Source organism: Curtobacterium sp. CFBP9011 (genome assembly GCF_034045095.1).
In the GTDB taxonomy this organism is placed as follows: domain Bacteria; phylum Actinomycetota; class Actinomycetes; order Actinomycetales; family Microbacteriaceae; genus Curtobacterium.
This window is the reverse complement of record NZ_JAXCWN010000005.1, coordinates 60,275-78,990: the sequence shown is the minus strand read 5'-3', so window position 1 is coordinate 78,990 and position 18,716 is coordinate 60,275. Positions and strand designations below refer to the sequence as shown.

The 18,716-nt window shown below is 73.1% G+C and carries 17 protein-coding genes; 2 read left to right on the top strand and 15 right to left on the bottom strand.

Going from position 1 to position 18,716, the window contains the following annotated elements:
* Positions 1 to 63: 63 nt before the first annotated feature.
* A complete protein-coding gene (locus SOM35_RS11775) occupies positions 64 to 1,119 on the bottom strand; it encodes a serine/threonine-protein kinase (RefSeq protein WP_320515519.1) in 1,056 nt (351 codons plus the stop codon).
* 222 nt (positions 1,120 to 1,341) lie between these two features.
* Between SOM35_RS11775 and SOM35_RS11770 the strand changes: the two genes are divergently transcribed.
* Positions 1,342 to 1,539, top strand: a complete 198-nt coding sequence (locus tag SOM35_RS11770) for a hypervirulence associated TUDOR domain-containing protein (protein ID WP_221850060.1) — start codon at positions 1,342 to 1,344, stop codon at positions 1,537 to 1,539.
* 27 nt (positions 1,540 to 1,566) lie between these two features.
* Here SOM35_RS11770 and SOM35_RS11765 read toward each other — a convergent pair whose 3' ends face one another.
* Both SOM35_RS11765 and SOM35_RS11760 read right to left on the bottom strand, forming a co-directional pair.
* Entirely contained in the window at positions 1,567 to 2,292 is a 726-nt protein-coding gene (locus tag SOM35_RS11765; protein WP_320515518.1) for a DedA family protein, read from the bottom strand.
* Between the two features lie 81 nt (positions 2,293 to 2,373).
* Positions 2,374 to 3,534: an ROK family protein gene (locus SOM35_RS11760; RefSeq protein WP_320515517.1), complete on the bottom strand. Its 1,161-nt coding sequence runs from the start codon at positions 3,532 to 3,534 to the stop codon at positions 2,374 to 2,376.
* A gap of 62 nt (positions 3,535 to 3,596) precedes the next feature.
* Between SOM35_RS11760 and SOM35_RS11755 the strand changes: the two genes are divergently transcribed.
* Positions 3,597 to 5,282: a beta-N-acetylhexosaminidase gene (locus tag SOM35_RS11755; protein ID WP_320515516.1), complete on the top strand. Its 1,686-nt coding sequence runs from the start codon at positions 3,597 to 3,599 to the stop codon at positions 5,280 to 5,282.
* Between the two features lie 216 nt (positions 5,283 to 5,498).
* On the opposite strand, the gene SOM35_RS11750 is transcribed toward SOM35_RS11755, so the two are convergent.
* From SOM35_RS11750 to SOM35_RS11695, 12 genes are all read right to left on the bottom strand, one after another.
* On the bottom strand, positions 5,499 to 7,658 hold the full coding sequence (locus SOM35_RS11750) for a PTS fructose transporter subunit IIABC (RefSeq protein ID WP_320515515.1): 2,160 nt from the start codon (positions 7,656 to 7,658) through the stop codon (positions 5,499 to 5,501).
* 114 nt (positions 7,659 to 7,772) lie between these two features.
* Positions 7,773 to 8,873 carry a 1-phosphofructokinase family hexose kinase gene (locus SOM35_RS11745; RefSeq protein ID WP_320515514.1) on the bottom strand — a complete coding sequence of 367 codons (1,101 nt, stop codon included), beginning with the start codon at positions 8,871 to 8,873 and terminating at the stop codon, positions 7,773 to 7,775.
* The gene (locus SOM35_RS11740) at positions 8,870 to 9,658 is read right to left on the bottom strand and encodes a DeoR/GlpR family DNA-binding transcription regulator (protein ID WP_111075885.1); all 789 of its coding nucleotides are present in this window, start codon (positions 9,656 to 9,658) and stop codon (positions 8,870 to 8,872) included. The genes SOM35_RS11745 and SOM35_RS11740 overlap by 4 nt, the downstream gene beginning before the upstream one ends.
* Positions 9,659 to 9,833: 175 nt before the next feature.
* Complete coding sequence (locus SOM35_RS11735; RefSeq protein ID WP_320515513.1) at positions 9,834 to 11,021, bottom strand: ABC transporter permease; 1,188 nt, start codon at positions 11,019 to 11,021, stop codon at positions 9,834 to 9,836.
* A complete protein-coding gene (locus SOM35_RS11730; protein ID WP_414648572.1) occupies positions 11,018 to 11,743 on the bottom strand; it encodes an ABC transporter ATP-binding protein in 726 nt (241 codons plus the stop codon). Before SOM35_RS11730 ends, SOM35_RS11735 begins: the two co-directional genes overlap by 4 nt.
* A 59-nt stretch (positions 11,744 to 11,802) precedes the next feature.
* Positions 11,803 to 12,888 (bottom strand): efflux RND transporter periplasmic adaptor subunit, encoded by a 1,086-nt coding sequence (locus SOM35_RS11725; RefSeq protein ID WP_320515511.1) that lies wholly within the window; start codon positions 12,886 to 12,888, stop codon positions 11,803 to 11,805.
* On the bottom strand, positions 12,885 to 13,391 hold the full coding sequence (locus SOM35_RS11720; RefSeq protein WP_320515510.1) for a hypothetical protein: 507 nt from the start codon (positions 13,389 to 13,391) through the stop codon (positions 12,885 to 12,887). The genes SOM35_RS11725 and SOM35_RS11720 overlap by 4 nt, the downstream gene beginning before the upstream one ends.
* Before the next feature lie 41 nt (positions 13,392 to 13,432).
* Positions 13,433 to 13,963, bottom strand: a complete 531-nt coding sequence (locus SOM35_RS11715; protein ID WP_320515509.1) for a hypothetical protein — start codon at positions 13,961 to 13,963, stop codon at positions 13,433 to 13,435.
* 47 nt (positions 13,964 to 14,010) lie between these two features.
* A complete protein-coding gene (locus SOM35_RS11710; RefSeq protein WP_320515508.1) occupies positions 14,011 to 15,156 on the bottom strand; it encodes a sensor histidine kinase in 1,146 nt (381 codons plus the stop codon).
* Positions 15,153 to 15,806: a response regulator transcription factor gene (locus SOM35_RS11705; protein ID WP_320515507.1), complete on the bottom strand. Its 654-nt coding sequence runs from the start codon at positions 15,804 to 15,806 to the stop codon at positions 15,153 to 15,155. The genes SOM35_RS11710 and SOM35_RS11705 overlap by 4 nt, the downstream gene beginning before the upstream one ends.
* Before the next feature lie 56 nt (positions 15,807 to 15,862).
* The gene (locus SOM35_RS11700) at positions 15,863 to 16,417 is read right to left on the bottom strand and encodes a DUF2231 domain-containing protein (RefSeq protein WP_320515506.1); all 555 of its coding nucleotides are present in this window, start codon (positions 16,415 to 16,417) and stop codon (positions 15,863 to 15,865) included.
* A 79-nt stretch (positions 16,418 to 16,496) separates the two neighbouring features.
* Positions 16,497 to 18,671, bottom strand: a complete 2,175-nt coding sequence (locus SOM35_RS11695; RefSeq protein WP_320515505.1) for an ATP-dependent Clp protease ATP-binding subunit — start codon at positions 18,669 to 18,671, stop codon at positions 16,497 to 16,499.
* Between the last annotated feature and the right edge of the window lie 45 nt (positions 18,672 to 18,716).

Here is an 18,716-nt window from a genome sequence, read left to right as displayed (position 1 = left end):
CGACGAGCCCGACCATGCTCGGTCCGGTCCGGTCCGGTCCGGACCGGTCCGGTCCGGTCTGGGTCAGTGCAGCGCGCCGACGACGTAGCAGCCGACGCATGCCGCGGCGACGGCGAGCGCCGTGGCCGACGCGGCCAGGACGTTCCGTCGGCGCCAACGCCGCACCACGTCGAACGTCCCGCGCCGGGCGTGCCGGTGAGCGGCCCGGTGCATGCGGTGTTCCCTGCGGCGGACCTCCCGTTCGGGCCCCAGCGGCACCGGTCCGGTGACCTGCGTCGATCCGCCACGGAGTGCCCGTGCGACGGCGACGGCCGTGGGCCGGCGTTCCGGGTCGCGGGACGTCATCAGGGTGAGCAGCTCCCGCCACTCGGACGCCACGGAGTCGGGGACCTGCGGGTCGCGGCGGAGCCGGGCGAGGGCCGCCTCGATGACGGTGCCGGAGTACTCCTGGTCGCCGGTCAACGCCTCGAGCAGCACCAGGCCGAGCGAGTAGACGTCGGTGGCGTAGCTGATCGGTTCGCCGGCGACCTGCTCCGGGGACAGGTAGGCGGCGGTGCCGATGATCGTGCCGTCGTTGGTGAGCCGGGAGCCGTCGACGAAGTGCGCGACCCCGAAGTCGGTGAGCTTGACGGTCCGGACGAACCCGGAGGCGCCCTCGTCGCTCAGCAGGATGTTCGCGGGCTTGACGTCGCGGTGCACGATCCCGCGGGAGTGCACGTAGGCCAGGGCGTCGGCGAGCTGTGCGCCGAGGTCGGCGACCTCGTAGTTGTGCAGCGGCCCCTCGGCGAGGCGACGCAGCAGGGTCGCGTCGGCGATGAGCTCCATCACGATGTAGCGGTGCGGGCCGTCCTCGAAGTCGTGCGTGCCGGCGTCGTAGAGCGGGATGAGACCGGGGTGCGAGAGCATGCTGAGCAGGCGGATCTCGCGCTCCTGGCGGACCCGGTCGGCAGTGGTCATCCGCTCGGGGGTCGCGAACATCTTCACGGCGACCGCGCGGTAGGTGTGCTCGTCGCGAGCCTCGTACACGGAGCCCATGCCGCCCGTGCCGATCAGCTTGACGAGGCGGTAGCGTCCTGCCAGGACGGTGTCCGCTCGTGCGCTGCCGATGGCCATGCTCATGGTGTCGTTCGATCCTCTGGGAGTTCGGGGACCGCGTCGGTGATCGCGGTCTGACTCCTCTGCCACGGTACGCGCGGGCCTGCCGATCCGAGGCGGGGTTACGCGAATGTGACCCGTCTTCGCGTCACAACTGCGCATCAGGGATGGTGTCGGCGACTGCTGGGGGCGCCCGGGTACCGTCCGGGCTCCGGACAGCCGGTCCGGACGAGGCAGGAGGCCGAGATGCGCAAGGGCGACGAAGTCCACTGGAACACGTCCCAGGGGAAGACGACGGGCAAGCTCGTCGAGAAGAAGACTGCGGACTTCGAGTTCGACGGGCAGCACTTCACGCCGACCGACGACGACCCGTACTGGATCATCGAGTCGGAGAAGTCCGGCAAGCAGGCGGCCCACAAGGAGTCGGCGCTCACGAAGGCGTAACGCCCAGGAGCCGGTCCGGCCGCGGCGCTACTCCGACGCGGTCGACCGGGCTGCGGCCCGGCCGCGTCGGACCCGGCGGACGACGAACGCCACGACGATGACGACGACCGCCGCGTAGACCGCGCGGTCGATCCACTCCGTGTAGGCCTCGATGCGTTCGTACTGGGTGCCGAGGGCCGCACCGCCGAGCACCAGGACCGAGTTCCACAGCCCGCTGCCGAGCACCGTGAAGAGCGTGAACGTGCCGAGGTGCATCCGGTCGGCGCCGGCGGGCAGCGAGATCAGGCTGCGGACCACGGGCACCAGGCGGCCGAAGAACACCGCGCTCTTACCGTGCCGGTGGAACCAGGACGCGGCCTTCCGGAAGTCGTCCTCGTCGACCAGCGGCAGCTTGCCGAACCAGCGGACGGTCCGGTCGAAGCCGATCACCGCGCCGAGCCAGTAGAGCACCAGCGCCCCGAGGTACGAACCGGCGGTCGCCAGCACCAGCACCAGCGTCAGGTCCATCCGGCCGGCACCTCCGAGGAACCCGGCGAGGGGCAGGATCACCTCGGACGGGATCGGCGGGAACACCGTCTCGATGAAGAGCATCAGGGCGACGCCCCACTCCCCCATCGCGTCGATGACCTGCAGCACCAGGCCGGTCAGCCCACCGATGTCGGGGTCCGGTCCGCCCCCGGAGCCAGAGCCGGAGCCGGAGGATGCGGTCAGGGCGCCGGTGTGGGCGACGGTCGAGGGCACGGCAGTCGTCATCCGCCCACCCTGCCTGAGCGGGCTGACAGACTCCGGTGTGCGAGCGCGCTGCGGGACGCGCCCCACGCCCGCCCGCAACCGTCAGACGACGCCGGTGCGCAGCTCCGCCCCGAGCCCGAGCCGCTCCGCCCGAGCCGTCGCCAGGGACCGCGCCACCGCTCCGCGCGACACCGCGTCCCGCCCCAGGCCCGACGGCACGACCGACACCCCGGCGGCGCCCGGCAGCCCCAGACCCGGCGTCCGCTCGAGTTCACGGGCCAGGGCGGTGCAGAACTCCTCGCCGTCGGGCAGCACCTCGCCGCCGACGACCACGACCTCGGGGTCCACCGCGGCGACGAGTTGCGCGACCCCGGGGGCGACGTCCGCGGCGAGCGCCCGCACGGCGGCACGGCCGTCACCGGCGGCGGACGGGAGGTCCGCGCCGGAGCCGGTCCGGGCCTCCAGGGCGCGTGCCGCAGCCGGCCACCCGGTCGCGGCGATCCCACCGACCTCACCGGCGGCGCCGTGGGCGCCCTGCGCGACCGTGCCGCCGACCACCAGGGCCGCGCCGATCTGTCGCCCCATCACCAGGAGCAGGCCGTCGCGGACGCCGTGCAGGCGCCCCCAGGCGGCCTCGGCGCGGGCGGCCGCCTTCGCGTCGTTCTCGAAGACGGTGACCGCATCGGGGACCAGCGCGGCGATGCGGTCGGTGATGCCGCCGCTCTGCCACTCGGGCGCGGCGACGGAGTGCACGATGCGGCCGGCGCGGTCGATGATCGCGGGGACGCAGACGGTGACGGCGAGCAGTCGTCCGGGCGGCAGGGTGCCGACCAGGCGGTCAACGACCTCGCGGACGGCGTCAACGGCCTGCTCGACCGGGGCCAGGGTGGGGGCGAACTGCTCGGTGCGGGCGACCGGGTCACCGTGCAGGTCGGCGAGGACGCCGACCACGGCGTGCAGGCCGAGGTCGATGCCGAGCACCAGTCCGGATCGCGCGTCGATGCGGAACCGGCGGGCGCGGCGTCCGGCGCGGTTCGGGGTGGCGACGGCCTTGAGTTCCTCGACCCAGCCCTCCGCGACCAGGTCGGTCAGCGCGGCCTCGACCGTGGGGCGCGTCAGCCCGACGGCGGCGACGAGTTCGGTGACCGTCCGGGAGGCCCGCCCCGGGTCCCCGACGTCGGGTCCGGCCCGGAACAGCTCGGCCAGGACCGCGCGGGAGTTCATCCTGCGGAGCAGGGCCGGGGAGCTGCCGATCGTTGACATGCTCGAGTGCGTCGCCATAATCTCCACATTACGAAAGACCGTTGAGGAATGGTGGAACCGACATGCTGATCCCCCGACCGCGATCCCGGAACGACTCGTCCGGCACCTTCACCATCGACGAGCGCACACGCGTCCGCGCCGAGCCCGCCACCGAGTCGACCGCACAGTACCTGCAGCAGGTGCTCCGAGCCTCCACGCGGTTGCCGCTGTTCGGCGCGGACGACGCCGACGCCCCCGTGATCGCGCTGACGATCGCCACGATGCCGGAGGACCTGCCCGCCGGGCCGGGTGACAGCCGCGAGGAGTCCTTCCGCCTGACCGTCACGCCGGACGGGGTCTCCGTCGAGGGCGGCGGCCCGGCCGGGGTGTTCTACGGCGTCCAGGCCCTGCTGCAGCTGCTGCCCGCCGACGTGTACCGCCGCGGGCAGGTGCGCACGGCGGCGTGGACGCTGCCGACGACGGTCGTCGAGGACGCCCCCGCGTTCGCCTGGCGCGGGGTGATGCTCGACGTCGCCCGGCACTTCCGCACCAAGGCCGAGGTCCTGCGGGTCGTCGACCAACTGGCCGCGCACCGGATCAACCGCCTGCACTTCCACCTCACCGAGGACCAGGGCTGGCGCATCGAGATCACGAAGTACCCCCGCCTGACCGAGGTCGGCGCCTGGCGCCGCGAGTCCCAGGTCGGCGCCCACGTCCCCGACGCCGACGGGGTGCTGCAGGTCGCCGGGTACGACGGCCGCCCGCACGGTGGCTTCTACACGCAGGACGACATCCGCGAGATCGTCGCCTACGCCCAGGACCGCTTCGTGACCGTCGTGCCGGAGATCGAGACGCCCGGACACGTCCGCGCCGCCCTCGCCGCCTACCCGGAGCTCGGCGTGCACCCGGAGCGTCGGGTCGAGGTCTGGACGGAGTGGGGTGTGGCGCACGACGTCCTCAACGCCGACGACAGCACGGTGCAGTTCTTCAAGGACGTGCTCGACGAGGTCATCGCGCTGTTCCCCTCGGCGTACATCGGTCTCGGCGGCGACGAGTGCCCGAAGGACCAGTGGGAGGACGACCCGCGCACGCAGGAGCGGATCCGGCAGCTCGGGCTCGAGGACGAGGAGCAGCTGCAGGCCTGGATCGTCGGCCAGCTCGCCGCCCACATCGAGTCGCACGGACGCCGGGCGTTCGGGTGGGACGAGATCCTGGAGGGCGGCACCCTCTCACCGTCCGCGACCGTGGTGTCCTGGCGTGGCATGCGCGGTGCGGTCACCGCGGCCCGTCGGGGACACGACGTCATCTCGACCCCGGACGACCAGGTGTACCTGGACTACCGGCAGAGCGACTTGCCGAACGAGCCGATCCCGGTGTCGATCGTGCTCACCGTCGACGACGTCTACGCGTTCGACCCGGTGCCCGAGTCCCTGACCGAGTCCGAGCGGGCGCACGTGGTCGGCGGGCAGGCGAACATGTGGACCGAGCACGTGGACACCGTCCGACGGCTCGACTACCAGCTGTTCCCGCGCGTGGTCGCCCTGTCCGAGGCGCTCTGGTCGGCGGACGTCGCCGGCCCGCGCGACGTCGCGGACTTCCGGGACCGCCTGACCGAGCACCTGGCGCGCCTCGACGCGCTCGGCATCGAGTACCGCCACGAGTCCGGGCCGCTGCCGTGGGAGGAGCGGCCGGGTGTTCCGGGTCGCCCGAGTTCCCGCGAGGAGCGCGCCGCCTACATCGACGCGGTGACGGCCAACATCGCCGGGTAGTCGCGCCGGGTCCCGCCCCGACCGGTCACGACACCCCGCTCACCTCCGCCGAGGGCACACGAACTGTCGGTCCGGAGCCTCCAGAACGACACTTCGTGACCCCTCGGCGCCAGCCCCCGGGCGTGTCCCGACGCCCGTCCCGCCGCACCCGACCCACGACGGACGGGAGGCCCGGTGCCAGCTGGCACCGGGCCTCCCGTCCGTCACGTGGTGCGGCTACACCGCGACCGGCGCGCGCTGCCCGACCGTCTCGCCGGCCGAGGCCGCCTGCGCGGCGCCCGCGTCCGTCGCGGCCGGAGCCCGACGCACCCACTTCTTCAGCGCCACGAGGACCAGGGCGGAGACGATCGTCCCGACGACGATCGCCAGGATGAACATCCCGATGCCGCCGATCGCGAAGAAGACGAAGATCCCACCGTGCGGTGCCCGCGAGGTGACCCCGGCGGCCATCGAGATCGCTCCCGTCACCGCGGCGCCGACCATCGACGCCGGGATGACCCGCAGCGGGTCGGCGGCGGCGAACGGGATCGCACCCTCCGAGATGAACGAGGCGCCGAGCAGCCACGCGGCCTTGCCGTTCTCGCGCTCGGGCTTCGTGAAGCCGTTGCGGTACAGGACGGTCGAGGCGAGGGCCAGGGCGAGCGGCGGGACCATGCCGGCGGCCATCACCGCGGCCATGATCTCGAACGGCACGACGTTGGTGGCGCTGCCGGCACCCAGGCCGGCGACGGCGAACGCGTACGCCACCTTGTTGACCGGACCACCGAGGTCGAACGCCATCATCAGGCCGAGGATGATGCCGAGCAGGACGGCCGAGGCGCCGGACAGCGAGTTGAGCCAGGCGGTGAGCTCGGTCATGACCCAGGCGATCGGGCCACCGAGGACGAGCAGCATCAGGCCGGAGGCGATGATCGACGCGAACAGCGGGATGATCACGACCGGCATCAGACCGCGCAGCCAGCGCCAGGTCGGGATGCGTCCGATCCAGTAGGCGGCGGCACCGGCGATGAGGCCGCCGACCAGGCCACCGAGGAACCCGGCGTTCATGAACACGGCGATCGACCCGGCGACGAAGCCCGGCGCGATGCCCGGACGGTCGGCGATCGCGTAGGCGATGTACCCGGCGAGGGCGGCGACGAGGAACCCGAGCGACACGGAGCCGATCTGGAACGCGGCGGCGCCCAGGTAGTAGCCGAGTCCCTGCGGCGGCAGGTCGACCAGGGTGTAGTGCTGCAGCGCCCAGACGGCGTTGTTGACGCCGTCGCTGCCGTGCGTGAGCGCGATGCCGTAGCCCGACAGCAGGAAGCCGAGCGCGATGAGCAGCCCGCCGCCCGCGACGAACGGGATCATGTAGGAGACGCCGGTCAGCAGCCAGCGCTTGAGGGACTGCCCGAAGTGCTCGTCCTTGGCGGTGCTGGTGCCGGCCTCGGCGGCGGAGCCGGAGACCCGCGCGGCCTTCGGGTCGTCGGCGGCGCGGAGGGCCTCGGCGATCATCGCGTCGGGCTCGTCCACGCCACGCTTGACGGGTCCGGAGACGAGGGGCTTGCCGGCGAAGCGGCTGCGGTCGCGGACGTCCACGTCGACCGCGAACACGACGGCGTCGGCGCGGGCGATGAGTGCCGGGTCGAGGGGCTCCACCTGGGAGGACCCCTGCGTCTCGACGTGCATCTCGGCACCGGCGCGCTGGGCGGCGGCGACGAGGGCGTCGGCTGCCATGTAGGTGTGCGCGATGCCGGTCGGGCAGGCCGTGACGCCGACGATGACCTTGCGGCGGCCGCCGGCGGCAGAGGTGTCGCTGTCCACGACGTGGGTGTCGGAACCGGCAGCGGCCGTGGTCGACGGGCTGGAGGCTCGTCCCCCGGTCCCGACGCCGGCTGCGGCGACCTCGCCGCTGACCTCGCGGTCGACCAGGTCGACGATCTCCTGCGGGCTCGCCGCGGCGCGGAGGGCTGCGGTGAAGTCGTCGCGGATCAGCGCACGGGCGAGGGTGGAGAGGACGGTGAGGTGGTCCTTGTCGGCCCCGTCCGGCACCGCGATCATGAACACGACGTCGGCGTCGCCGTCCGGGGCGCCGAACGGCACCTTCCGGGCCAGGCGTGTGAACGCGAGCGTCGGCGTGGTGACCGACGTGGACCGTGCGTGCGGGATGGCGATGCCGCCCGGGACGCCGGTGCCGACGCTCGCCTCGCGCTTGATCGCGTCGGCGGCGAGGGTGTCACCGGAGGCGGCTCGTCCGGTCGCGGCGATGCGGTCGGCAAGGACGCGGATGACGTCGGCCGAGGTGGCACCGAGGTCCTCGTCGAGGCCGACGAGGTCGACGCCGATCAGGTCGGCGCCGTTGCCGGCGCTGGTGCCGGTGCTGTGCGCTGCGGACATGGGTTGCTCCTTCGCAATTGGCGCGGGGCGCCGGGGGCTGTGCTGGTGGGGACGGAACGGTCGGACCGGGACGGGTGGCACCGGGACGATCGGGAGGGACGACGGACCGGGTGGTCAGGCGCCGTGCGGGACGGGGACGGTCTCGCCGACCGGCGTCGGTGCGGATGCACCGGGCGGTGTCGGCGGTGGCCCGACCGGGCTGGCCGGTGGACCGAGGCGGTGGACGACGATCGCGTCCGGGTCGGTGGCGTCGAGGGCCGGGACGTCGCTGCCGGGCAGTCCGGCGGCGGCGGCTCCGGTGGCGACGGCCTGGGCCAGTCGGCGCTCGGGGGTGGCGCCGGCGACCTCGGCGAGCAGGTACCCGGCGAGTGAGGAGTCCCCCGCGCCGACGGTCGAGCGGGCCGTGATCCGCGGTGCGGCTGCGGTCCACGACCCGGTACCGTCGACCAGGACGGCCCCGGCGCTGCCCAGGGTCAGGAGGACCGTGTCGACGCCACGCTCCCGCAGCCGTGCGGCTGCGGCGGCGGCGCGCTCCGGGTCCTGCTCGTACTGCTCGGGGTCGCCGCCGACGACCTCGGCGAGCTCCTCGGCGTTCGGCTTGACCAGATCGATCCGTTCGCCGGACTGCAGCAGCGCGGTGAAGGGGACGCCGGACGAGTCGACGGCGATCCGGACGTCGTCGCCGTGGCGCTGTCGGACGGCCCGGACCAGGACCGCCAGGGCGTCGTCCGGCAGACCCGGCGGCAGGGACCCCGCGAGGACGACCCACCGGGCGGCGGGATCGGTCGCGGTCGGCCCGGCGGTCGTGGCGACCAGGTCGGCGAGGTCGTCGAGGCGCCCGGCGAGCGAGGGGCCCGGCTCGTTGAGCTTCGTGGTGGTACCGGTCGGCTCGGTCACGGTGACGTTCGAGCGGAGCGCCGCACCGATCGGCAGCGCGGCGGTCGGGATGCCCCGGGTCGCGAGGCCGACGAGGACGGGGTCGAGCTCGTCGCCGGGCAGGACCGCGACGGTGTCCCCGCCGCTGGCGACGACGACCCGGGAGACGTTGACGCCCTTGCCGCCGGGCTCGGCCGTGGACCGCGTGGCGCGCTGGACCGCGCCGCGCTGCAGCTCGCCGGCGAGCTCGATCGTGCGGTCGAGCGACGGGTTCGGGGTGACGGTGACGATGCGGCCGCCGATCGGGCGCCCGGGCTGCGGGGTGGTCGGGGTGCTCATGCGACGATCACCTCGACGTCGGCGTCGGCGAGTGCTCCGCCGAGGTCGGCCGGCGGCACCTGGTCGGTCACGAGGGTGTCGATCTCGTCGAGGCGGGCGAAGCGCATCAGTGCCTCGACCCCGTGCTTCGCGGCGTCGGCGAGGACCACGCTGCGACGCGCGGCCAGGACGTACGCGGCCTTGACGGCGGCTTCGTACTCGTCCGGGGTGCTCAGCCCGAAGCCGGCGGACAGGCCGTTCGTGCCGATGAAGGCGACGTCGGGGCGGAGGGCGCCGATCTGGTCGACGGTCGCGGTGCCGACGGCGGCGCTCGTGACCCCGCGGACCCGGCCGCCGAGCAGGTGCAGTTCGACGTGCTCGCTGTGCTGCAGGGTGGCCGCGATCGGCACCGAGTTCGTGATGACGGTGATCGTGGCACCCGCGGTGGCCGGCTCCCAGCGGGCGAGCTCGGTGGCGACCGCGCCGCTGGTGGTGCCGGCGTCGATGGCGATCGAGCCGGTGAAGGTCGGCGGCACCAGGCGCATGGCGGCCCGGGCGATCGCGGTCTTCTCGGAGCCGTGCTGGCCCTCGCGCTCGGCGACGGTGAGCTCGACCAGGCTGGAGCGCTCGGCGGGGACCGCTCCGCCGTGCACCCGGCGCAGCAGGCCGGCGGTCTCGAGGGCGCCGAGGTCGCGACGGATGGTCTCGGTCGTGACGTCGAAGTGGTCGGCCAGGTCGGCGACGGAGACGCGCCCGGCGGACTGCAGGGCGGCGGCGATGGCCTCGTGCCGCTCGGTTGCGTACATGCCCGAACTCCTTCGTTCGCGTGGGTTTCGAGAACTGTACGTCCGAACCCAACATGAACGCAACTGTTCCGCACTTGAACCAACACGAGCGCAGGTGCGCGCTGGCGCGCACCGGACGGACGGGAGGCCCGCCACCGGTCCGCCGGACCGGCTGCGGGCCTCCCGTCCGCGGGTCTCACACCGCGGCCAGCGCGCTGGTCGGGGGGATCTTCGCCGCCCGGCTGGCCGGGTAGAGGCCGGAGACCCCACCGATCACGACGGTCGCGCCGAGGCCACCCGCGACCGCCCAGAGCGGAGTCGCCACCGGCCAGCCCTGGCTGAGCGCGAACGCGACGGTCACACCGAGGCCGATCACGACCCCGGCGACCCCACCCAGGAAGGACAGCAGCAGCGACTCGACCAGGAACTGGTTGCGGACGTCAGCCCGGCGCGCGCCGAGCGCCCGTCGGACACCGACCTCGGCCCGGCGTTCCAGCACCGTGATGACCATCGTGTTCGCGACGCCGATGCCGCCGACGAGCAGGGCGACCCCGCCGATCCCGACGAGCAGACCGGTGAACGAGTCGTCCGTGGCGTTCTTGGCGGCCAGGGCGTCCGACGGACGCGTGACGCCGACGTCCTGGGGTGTGCCGGGGCTGATCGCGGCGGCCAGGACCTCGCGGGCGTGTGCCACGTCGTCCGGGTCGACCCGGGTGTAGACGGCGGTCGGGTGCCCGTCGAAGCCGAGCGCTGCCGCGAGCCCACGAGGGACGAACACCTGGTTGTCCAGGTCGGCGGCCAGGCCGAACGGCTCGAGCACCCCGACCACCTGCACCCACCGGTCCCCCGTCCACACCCGGGTGCTCGCGTCGACCCGGTCGATGCCGAGGTTCCGGGCCGCCGCGGACCCGAGCACGACCTGGGCAGGTGCATCGGCAGTCAGGTCGAGCCAGCGGCCGGAGGCGACCGACCCGCCGAGCACCTCGGGCACGTCTCCCCAGGCGGCGAGCATGCCGATGCCCTTCGACTCCGCGGCGGGGATGAACGGGTTGCGGTAGACCCGGCCGTCGGTGACCGCGCCGACCCCGGCCGCGTCGAGCACCGGGTCCTGCCGGAGGACCGAGGCGACCGCCGTCTCCGGCAGGGGTGGGACCTCGGTGAAGCCCTGCGCCTGGGTCGCCGTCAGGACGTTGGTGCCCAGGGTGTCGAGCACGCGGTCCAGGGCGGCCTTGCTCGAGGACGAGATGCCGACGACCGCGATCATCGCAGCGATGCCGATCGCGATGCCGAGGGCCGACAGGACCACACGGGTCGGCCGGGTGCGGAGGCCGAAGACGCCGAGCCGGAGCAGGTCACCCGGGCCGAGGGTGCGCCGGGCGCTCACCGGCCGACTCCGGTCGGTGCGCCGCCGCCGCCGCCGCGGACGCTGGCACGGTCCGCGCTGTCGCTCTCGAGCTGCCCGTCGCGCATCCGGACCCGCCGCGGCAGGGAGGCGGCGAGGTCCAGGTCGTGCGTGATGACGAGCACGGTCGTCCCGGTGGCGTTGAGTTCGCGGAGCAGGGCGACGATCGCCGCACCGGACGCGGTGTCGAGCGCGCCGGTCGGCTCGTCGGCCAGCAGCACGGTCGGCTCACCGACCAGGGCACGGGCGATGGCGACGCGCTGCTTCTCACCGCCGGAGAGCTGCCCGGGGCGGTGGTCGACCCGGTGCCCCAGCCCGACCCGGCTCAGGGCGGTGACGGCTCGGTCGTGCCGTTCCCGACGCGGGGCACCCGAGTAGAGCAGGCCGTCCGCGACGTTCTCCCACGCGGTGGCTCCCGCCTGCAGGTGGAAGTGCTGGAACACGAAACCGATGTGCTCGGCGCGCAGGGCGGAGAGGTCGTCGTCGCGCATCGTGCCGACGTCCCGCCCGGTGATCGCGATCGTGCCGGAACTCGGACGGTCGAGGGTGCCGACGATGTTCAGCATCGTGGACTTCCCCGAGCCGGAGGGCCCGACGACGGCGACGAGTTCTCCGCGACGGACCTCGAGCGAGACCCCGCGGAGCGCCTGGACGTCCCCGTAGCTCCGGGACACGTCGTGGAGGGACAGCACCACGTCGTCCACCGACTGCACCCGGGCGTCCGGGGCGTCCGGGGCGTCCGGGGTGAGGACGGCTGCGACGCTCACGAGGGCACCACGACCTCGTCGCCCGCGTGGACGTCGCCGGTGACCTGGGCGCGGCCGTCGGCGACCAGGCCGACCTCGACGCGCACCCGGTGGGGCTCGCCGGAGGGCCGGAGCACGTCGACCGCGTACTGCGGGGCGGACCCGGTGTCGCCCCCGTCGACCACGAGCGCGGACACCGGCACCGAGAGCACGTCGTGCGCGGTCTCGCTCCGAGCGGTCACCTGGGCCGAGGCCGCGGACGGCAGCTTCCGGTCCCCGGCGTCGAACGCCACCGTGACGGCCACGTCCTGGGCGCCGTCGTCGGACTCGGTCGGCACGGCGTCGACGACCTCGCCCGGCATCGGGCCCCCGGCGCCGTTCACGACGACCTGGACCGCGGTGCCGACGGCGACCTGTTCGGCGTCGCGCTGCGGCACGGTGGCGGTGACGACGCGCTTCGTGCTCGTCGTCTGCAGCACCTCGGTCTCCCCCTCGGCCGGCTGCCCGAGCTGCCCGGTGACCGCGGCCACCCGGACGTCCCCGTCGACGAAGGCGATCTGGTCCGCCGTGATCCGACCGGTGACGGGGAGCCCTCGGTCCCGCTGCCACTGCCGGACGGCGGCCAGCGTCCGGCGCCCGAAGACGCCGTCCTGCGCCACGTCGTAGCCGAGCGCGGCCAGGTTCTCGTTGAGCTGCTGGACGTCGGCGCCCGTCGTCCCCACGGCGAGTGGGCGCCAGAGCGGAGTGCTGCCGTGCATCGCCCGGACCGGTCGCTCGTCGACGGCGTACAGCGGGTCGTCACGGTGGATGACCTGCCCGGGTTTCGGCAACCAGGTGAGGGTGCCGGAGGCCGCGCCGGGCAGGGCGACCGGGGCCCCGTACCCGAGCGTGCCGGCGATGGTCTTCGACGCCACGAGGTCGCCCTTCGTGACCGTACCGGTCGACGTTCCCGCGTCCGTGCTCGTGTCCGTCTCGGCCGCCTGGCTCGAGGTCGGCGGGTCGAGGAGCGCCCAGGTCGCGGCTCCGGCGCCGAGGACGGCGACCAGGCACGCGGCCGTGACCGTGATCCGGGTGGTGCGGCGACGTGCTTCCGGCCCGTTCACCGCGGACCCGCCTTCTGGGGCTCCGACTGGTCGCCGTAGGCCGTCGTGACGCACGTGGTCTCGACCTGGGAGAAGGCGGACTCGTCACGCGGGTGGTAGTCACGCCGCGCCGCTGCGCCGTCCGGGTAGTCGTCGAAGCCGCTGTCCCGGATGCACTTCGCGAACGCCAGGTCCTCGGGCCCCGGCGGCACGTCGCCGACGTCGACACCGCCGGTGTCCGGGTTGCCGCTGCACGTACCGAGGTCCTGGGCGTACTGCTGGGGATCGACACCCTCCGGGGCAGCGAGCGTGAAGTCGCCGCCGGTCAGCGCAGAGTCGTCGAAGTCGTACCCCTTGTCCCGCATGCACGAGCCGACCTCGCCGGCACGCTCGCTGACCGGGGTCGGCGCTGCGCCGGTCGTCGTGGAGTCGTCGGAGCCGGACCCGGACGAGCAAGCGGTCAGCAGCCCCGGCAGGAGCAGCACCGCCGCGGTGACGGCGATCAGGGTGGGTCGTCTGGTCATGATGTGTTCCTCGTGGTCGTGATGGTCGTGGCGGGCGTCGGTCAGCCGACCGGCTGGGACTTCGTGTCGGGCGAGAACTCCGCCAGGCACGCATCGGCGCGCTCCTGGAACCCGTCCTCCAGCGCCCGCGGGTAGTCCTCCGGGTTGAACGACAGACCGCCGGGCTGTTGCTCCGGGTAGTCGGGGTACTCGTCGCGGATGCAGGACGCGACGCGGGCGTACTCCCGTGTCCACCTGTCCTTCTCGGCGGAGTCCACCTGCTCGACGCCGAGGTCGGCGGAGCACGTCGACGCCGCCGTCGCGAAGGCCTCGCGGTCACCGGACTGTGGGGCCAGGGCGGTGCCCGACCGGACCTGGTCGTCGCTGGGGTCCTGCACGTCGAAGCCCGCGGCGCGCATGCAGGAGCCCCACTGCGCGCCGATGCCCGGACCGTCCGCTGCGGTTGCCCCGTCACCCTTCGGCGGCGTCCCGCCCGAGCAGGCGGTCAGTCCGGCCAGGAGCACGGCTCCGGAGACGGTCGCGAGGAGCAGCCGGGTCCTCGCGCTGGTTCGTGTGCGTGTCGTGGTGTGCATGCATCCAGGACACCGGACACCGTGTTTCGCCGGGCGTACCGCCCAGGTCACATCGGCGAAACGTCCACCTCGGCGACGAGTCCGCCGCCCGGTCGAGCCGCCAAGGACACCCGCCAGCCGTGGGCCTGCGCGACGGCCTCGACGATGGACAGGCCGAGCCCGCTGTGCCGCCGTCCACCGGCAGCAGCGCTCGCGCGTCGGAACGGCTCGGTCAGGGTCGGGACGAGCGCGACGTCGAGCTCCGGCCCGGTGTTGCGGATCCGGAGCACCGTGCGGTCGACCTCGACGTCGACGTGACCGCCCGGGACGTTGTACTCGATCGCGTTGTCCACCAGATTGTGGACGAGTTGCCGAGTGAGCACGGGCTCGCACCGGACCGCACCGACACCGAGGACCGTGCAGCACAGCCGGACGCCCGCCTCGCGCGCCGCCGCCTGGGCCTCGTCGACGACCGCACCGGCCAGGACGCCGAGGTCGACGTCCGCCGTCCGTCCGTCGAGCCCGCGCTCCGCCTCGGCCAGGACGAGCAACGACTCGACCAGGTGCTCGGTCCGCCGGTTCTGCTCGAGCAGTTCCGCCCGCGCCCGGGCCACGTCCACCGCGTCGGCGTCGTCGTGCAGCCCGATCTGGATCGCCGCACGCTGGACGGCGATCGGGGTGCGCAGTTCGTGCGACGCCTGCGCCACGAAGCGTCGTTGGCTGGCGAAGGCCGTCTCGAGCCGGTCGAGCAGTCCGTCGATGGTCCGCGACAGCCGACGGAGCTCGTCGTCCGGACCGCGCAGGTCGATCCGTTCGTGCAGTGTCGACGCCGAGATCCGTTCGGCCGTTCCCGCGATCCGGTCGAGCGGTGCGAGCATCCGACGGCTGAGCAGCCACCCGGTGAGCCCGGCGACGACCCCGGCGCCGGCGATGCCCAGTGCCGACCACTGCCACTGCAGTGCGGCGACGCGGGAGACGATCGCGATCCCACCGGGTGCGGCGGCACCGTCGGGTGCTGGCCCGGTCGCCCGACGGGGGCCACCCGAGGCATCCGGTGAGATCGCGACGCCGCCGCTCGCATCCGCCACCACGACCTCCGCGATCGCGTGTTGCGACCCCAGCGTCACGAAGACGATCGCCGCCGCCGTCAACGCCATCGACGTCACCGCGAAGGCCAGGGCCGTCCGGGTCCGGAGGCTCCAGACACGACTCACAGGGCGTACCCCTGCCCGGGCACCGTCCGGATCGGGTCGGGTGCGCCGAGCTTCCGACGGAGCTTGGACATCGTCACCCGGACCGCGGTCGTGAACGGGTCGACGTTCATGTCCCAGACCTTCTCGAGCAGCTCCTCGGCGGAGACCACCCGGCCGTCCGCGCGGAGCAGCACCTCGAGGACCCCGAGTTCCTTCGCGGTCAGGTCGAGCGGCTTGCCGTCCCGGGTCGCCATCCGCCGGTTCGTGTCCACGACCAGACCGTCATGCCCGAGGACCGGAGCGACCGCGGCGACCGCCCGCCGGCCGAGTGCCCGCACCCGGGCGACCAGCTCGGGGTACTCGAAGGGCTTCGTCAGGTAGTCGTCCGCGCCGAGTTCGAGTCCGTTCACCCGGTCGGTCAACGAGGTCGCCGCGGTCAGCAGCAGGATGCGGGTCAGGGACCCCCGGGCCGCGATCCGCCGGGCGACCTCGTCCCCGTGCAGTCCGGGCAGGTCCCGGTCGAGCACCACGACGTCGTAGTCGTTGACGCTCAGCAGTTCGTCGGCCGAGTCGCCCCGGTACGCGACGTCGACGGCCATCTCCTGCCGCTGGAGCCCCCGGACCACGAGGTCGGCGAGGGCGGGTTCATCGTCCACCACGAGTACACGCATGCTCCCATTGCATGTGATGTACCGGTGGATCGGCTGAGAGGGTCAGGCGCGGGCGATCACTTGTCGAACGGCACCTCGCCGGCATCGCTGACCCCGGCGCGCTGCCGGTAGGCCAGGTGCCCGCCGAGGTAGCCGCCGACGCTCACGACGCCGAGTCCGGCGAAGGCCAGGAGCTTCCCCGACGCGTGGTCGCCGCGCTTCCGCTGCAGCCAGGACAGTCCGTACAGGCTGATGCCGACCCAGTTCACGGCCTGGTGCACCCACCCGGTCCGGAGCTGTTCGCGGTCCAGCTCCGACCAGTCGACGTACCCGGCGACGCTCGCACTGCCGGCCGAGGCGACACCGACGCCGATCAGGGTCGTGGCGGCCTTCCGGTTGCCCTTCCCGCCGATCAGGTCCAGGACGGCGGCCGAGATCCAGGCACCGAGCGGCACCTGCACCATCAGCGGGTGGATCGGGTGCCCGAACGGCACCCCGTGCAGGAGCTGCCGCACGGCCCGCGGGCGGGCGAACGCGGTGACGACCTTCCGGTCGAAGTCGACGGCTGCATCGAGCACGCTCGCGTGCTCGATGGCTTCGGTCACGCGGCGCAGGGCCTTGATCTCGGGCATGTCGCCGACGCTAGCCGGGAGGCCCGTGGCCGGCCCCCAGGAACCGGCCACGGGCCTCCCGTCCGACGCCCGACCGCGCCTACTCCTCGACGAGCTCGCCTTCGGCCAGCGCGAACGGCTCGACCGTCAGCGCCTGCCCGTCACCCGCGACGTCGACGCGCACCGTGTCGCCGTCCCGCACGTCCCCGGCCAGGATGGCCCGGGCGAGCTGGTCGTCGATCTGCCGCTGCATGAGCCGGCGGAGCGGCCTGGCCCCGTACGCCGGGTCGTACCCGCGCTCGGCGAGCCAGGCACGGGCGTCGGGCGTGACCGCGAGGTCGAGCCGGCGCCCGGACAGCCGCCGCGCCAGACGGTCGACGTACAGGGACACGATCTGGCCGAGGTCCTCCGGGCTGAGCGCCTGGAACACGACCATGTCGTCGAGTCGGTTGAGGAACTCCGGCCGGAACGCCTGCTGGACGAGCTCGCGGACACCGCTCTCGCGCTGCTCGGGCGTCAGGGCCGGGTCGGTGAGGAACTGGGAGCCGAGGTTCGAGGTGAGGACCAGGATCGTGTTCCGGAAGTCGACCGTCCGACCCTGACCGTCCGTCAGCCGCCCGTCGTCCAGGACCTGCAGCAGGACGTCGAACACCTCCGGGTGGGCCTTCTCGATCTCGTCGAGCAGGATCACCGAGTACGGCCGACGGCGGACGGACTCGGTCAGCTGCCCGCCGGCCTCGTACCCGACGTAGCCCGGCGGGGCGCCGATCAACCGCGCGACGGAGTGCTTCTCGCCGTACTCGCTCATGTCGATGCGGACGAGGGCCTTCTCGTCGTCGAACAGGAACTCGGCGAGCGCCTTCGCCAACTCGGTCTTGCCGACGCCGGTGGGTCCGAGGAACAGGAACGAGCCGGTCGGCCGGTCCGGGTCGGAGATGCCGGCGCGGGTGCGTCGGACGGCTTCCGAGACGGCGGCGACGGCGGTGCGCTGCCCGATGATCCGGCGGCCGAGTTCGCTCTCGAGGTGCAGGAGCTTCTCGGTCTCGCCCTGCAGCAGCCGGCCGACGGGGATGCCGGTCCACTGCGCGATCACGGCGGCGATGTCCTCGTCGGTGACGCTGTCGTTCACCATGCGGTCGGCCGACCCGGCCTGCTCGGCGGCGGCGAGTTCGGCCTCGATGCGGGGCTTCTCGCCGTACTCCAGGCGGGACACGGTCTCGTAGTCGGCTTCACGCTGGGCACGCTGCGAGCGCATGTTGAGCTCGTCCAGCTGCTGCTTGAGCTCACCGATCCGGTTCAGGGACGCGCGCTCGGCCTGCCAGCGGGTCTCGAGTTCGCGGAGCCGCTCCTCGCGGGTCTGCAGTTCGGCGCGGAGGGTCGACAGCCGGGCCTTCGACGCGTCGTCCTTCTCCTGCTTCAGCGCGAACTCCTCGACGCGCAGCCGGTCGACGCTGCGCTTCAGCTCGTCGATCTCGACCGGGCTGGAGTCGATCTCCATGCGCAGGCGGCTGGCGGCCTCGTCGATGAGGTCGATCGCCTTGTCGGGCAGCTGGCGGCCGGAGATGTAGCGGTCGGACAGGGCCGACGCCGCGACCAGGGCGGAGTCGTTGATCGTCACCTTGTGGTGCGCCTCGTAGCGTTCCTTGAGTCCGCGGAGGATCGCGATGGTGTCCTCGACGCTCGGCTCCCCGACGTAGACCTGCTGGAACCGTCGTTCGAGGGCGGCGTCCTTCTCGATGTACTCGCGGTACTCGTCGAGCGTGGTCGCCCCGATCAGCCGGAGTTCACCGCGGGCGAGCATCGGCTTGAGCATGTTCGACGCGGCGACGGACCCTTCGCCACCGCCGGCGCCCATCAGGGTGTGCAGCTCGTCGATGAAGGTGATGACCTGGCCGTCGGAGTCGTCGATCTCCTTGAGGACGGCCTTGAGCCGCTCCTCGAACTCGCCGCGGTACTTCGCACCGGCGATGAGGGCGGACATGTCGAGCGAGACGAGCCGCTTGTCCTTGAGGGAGTCCGCCACGTCGCCGGCGACGATGCGCTGCGCGAGCCCCTCGACGACGGCGGTCTTGCCGACACCGGGCTCGCCGATGAGCACGGGGTTGTTCTTGGTGCGACGGGTGAGCACCTGTGACACCCGTCGGATCTCGGCGTCGCGACCGATCACCGGGTCGAGCTTGCCGCTGCGGGCGACCGCGGTGAGGTCGACGCCGTACTGCTCGAGGGCGGTCTTCTGCTTCTCCTGCGAGTCAGGGGCGCCCTGGAGGTTCGCCATGCGTTGTCCTTTCCGTTGCGTCGGTCGTGTGGTCACGAAGTCGCC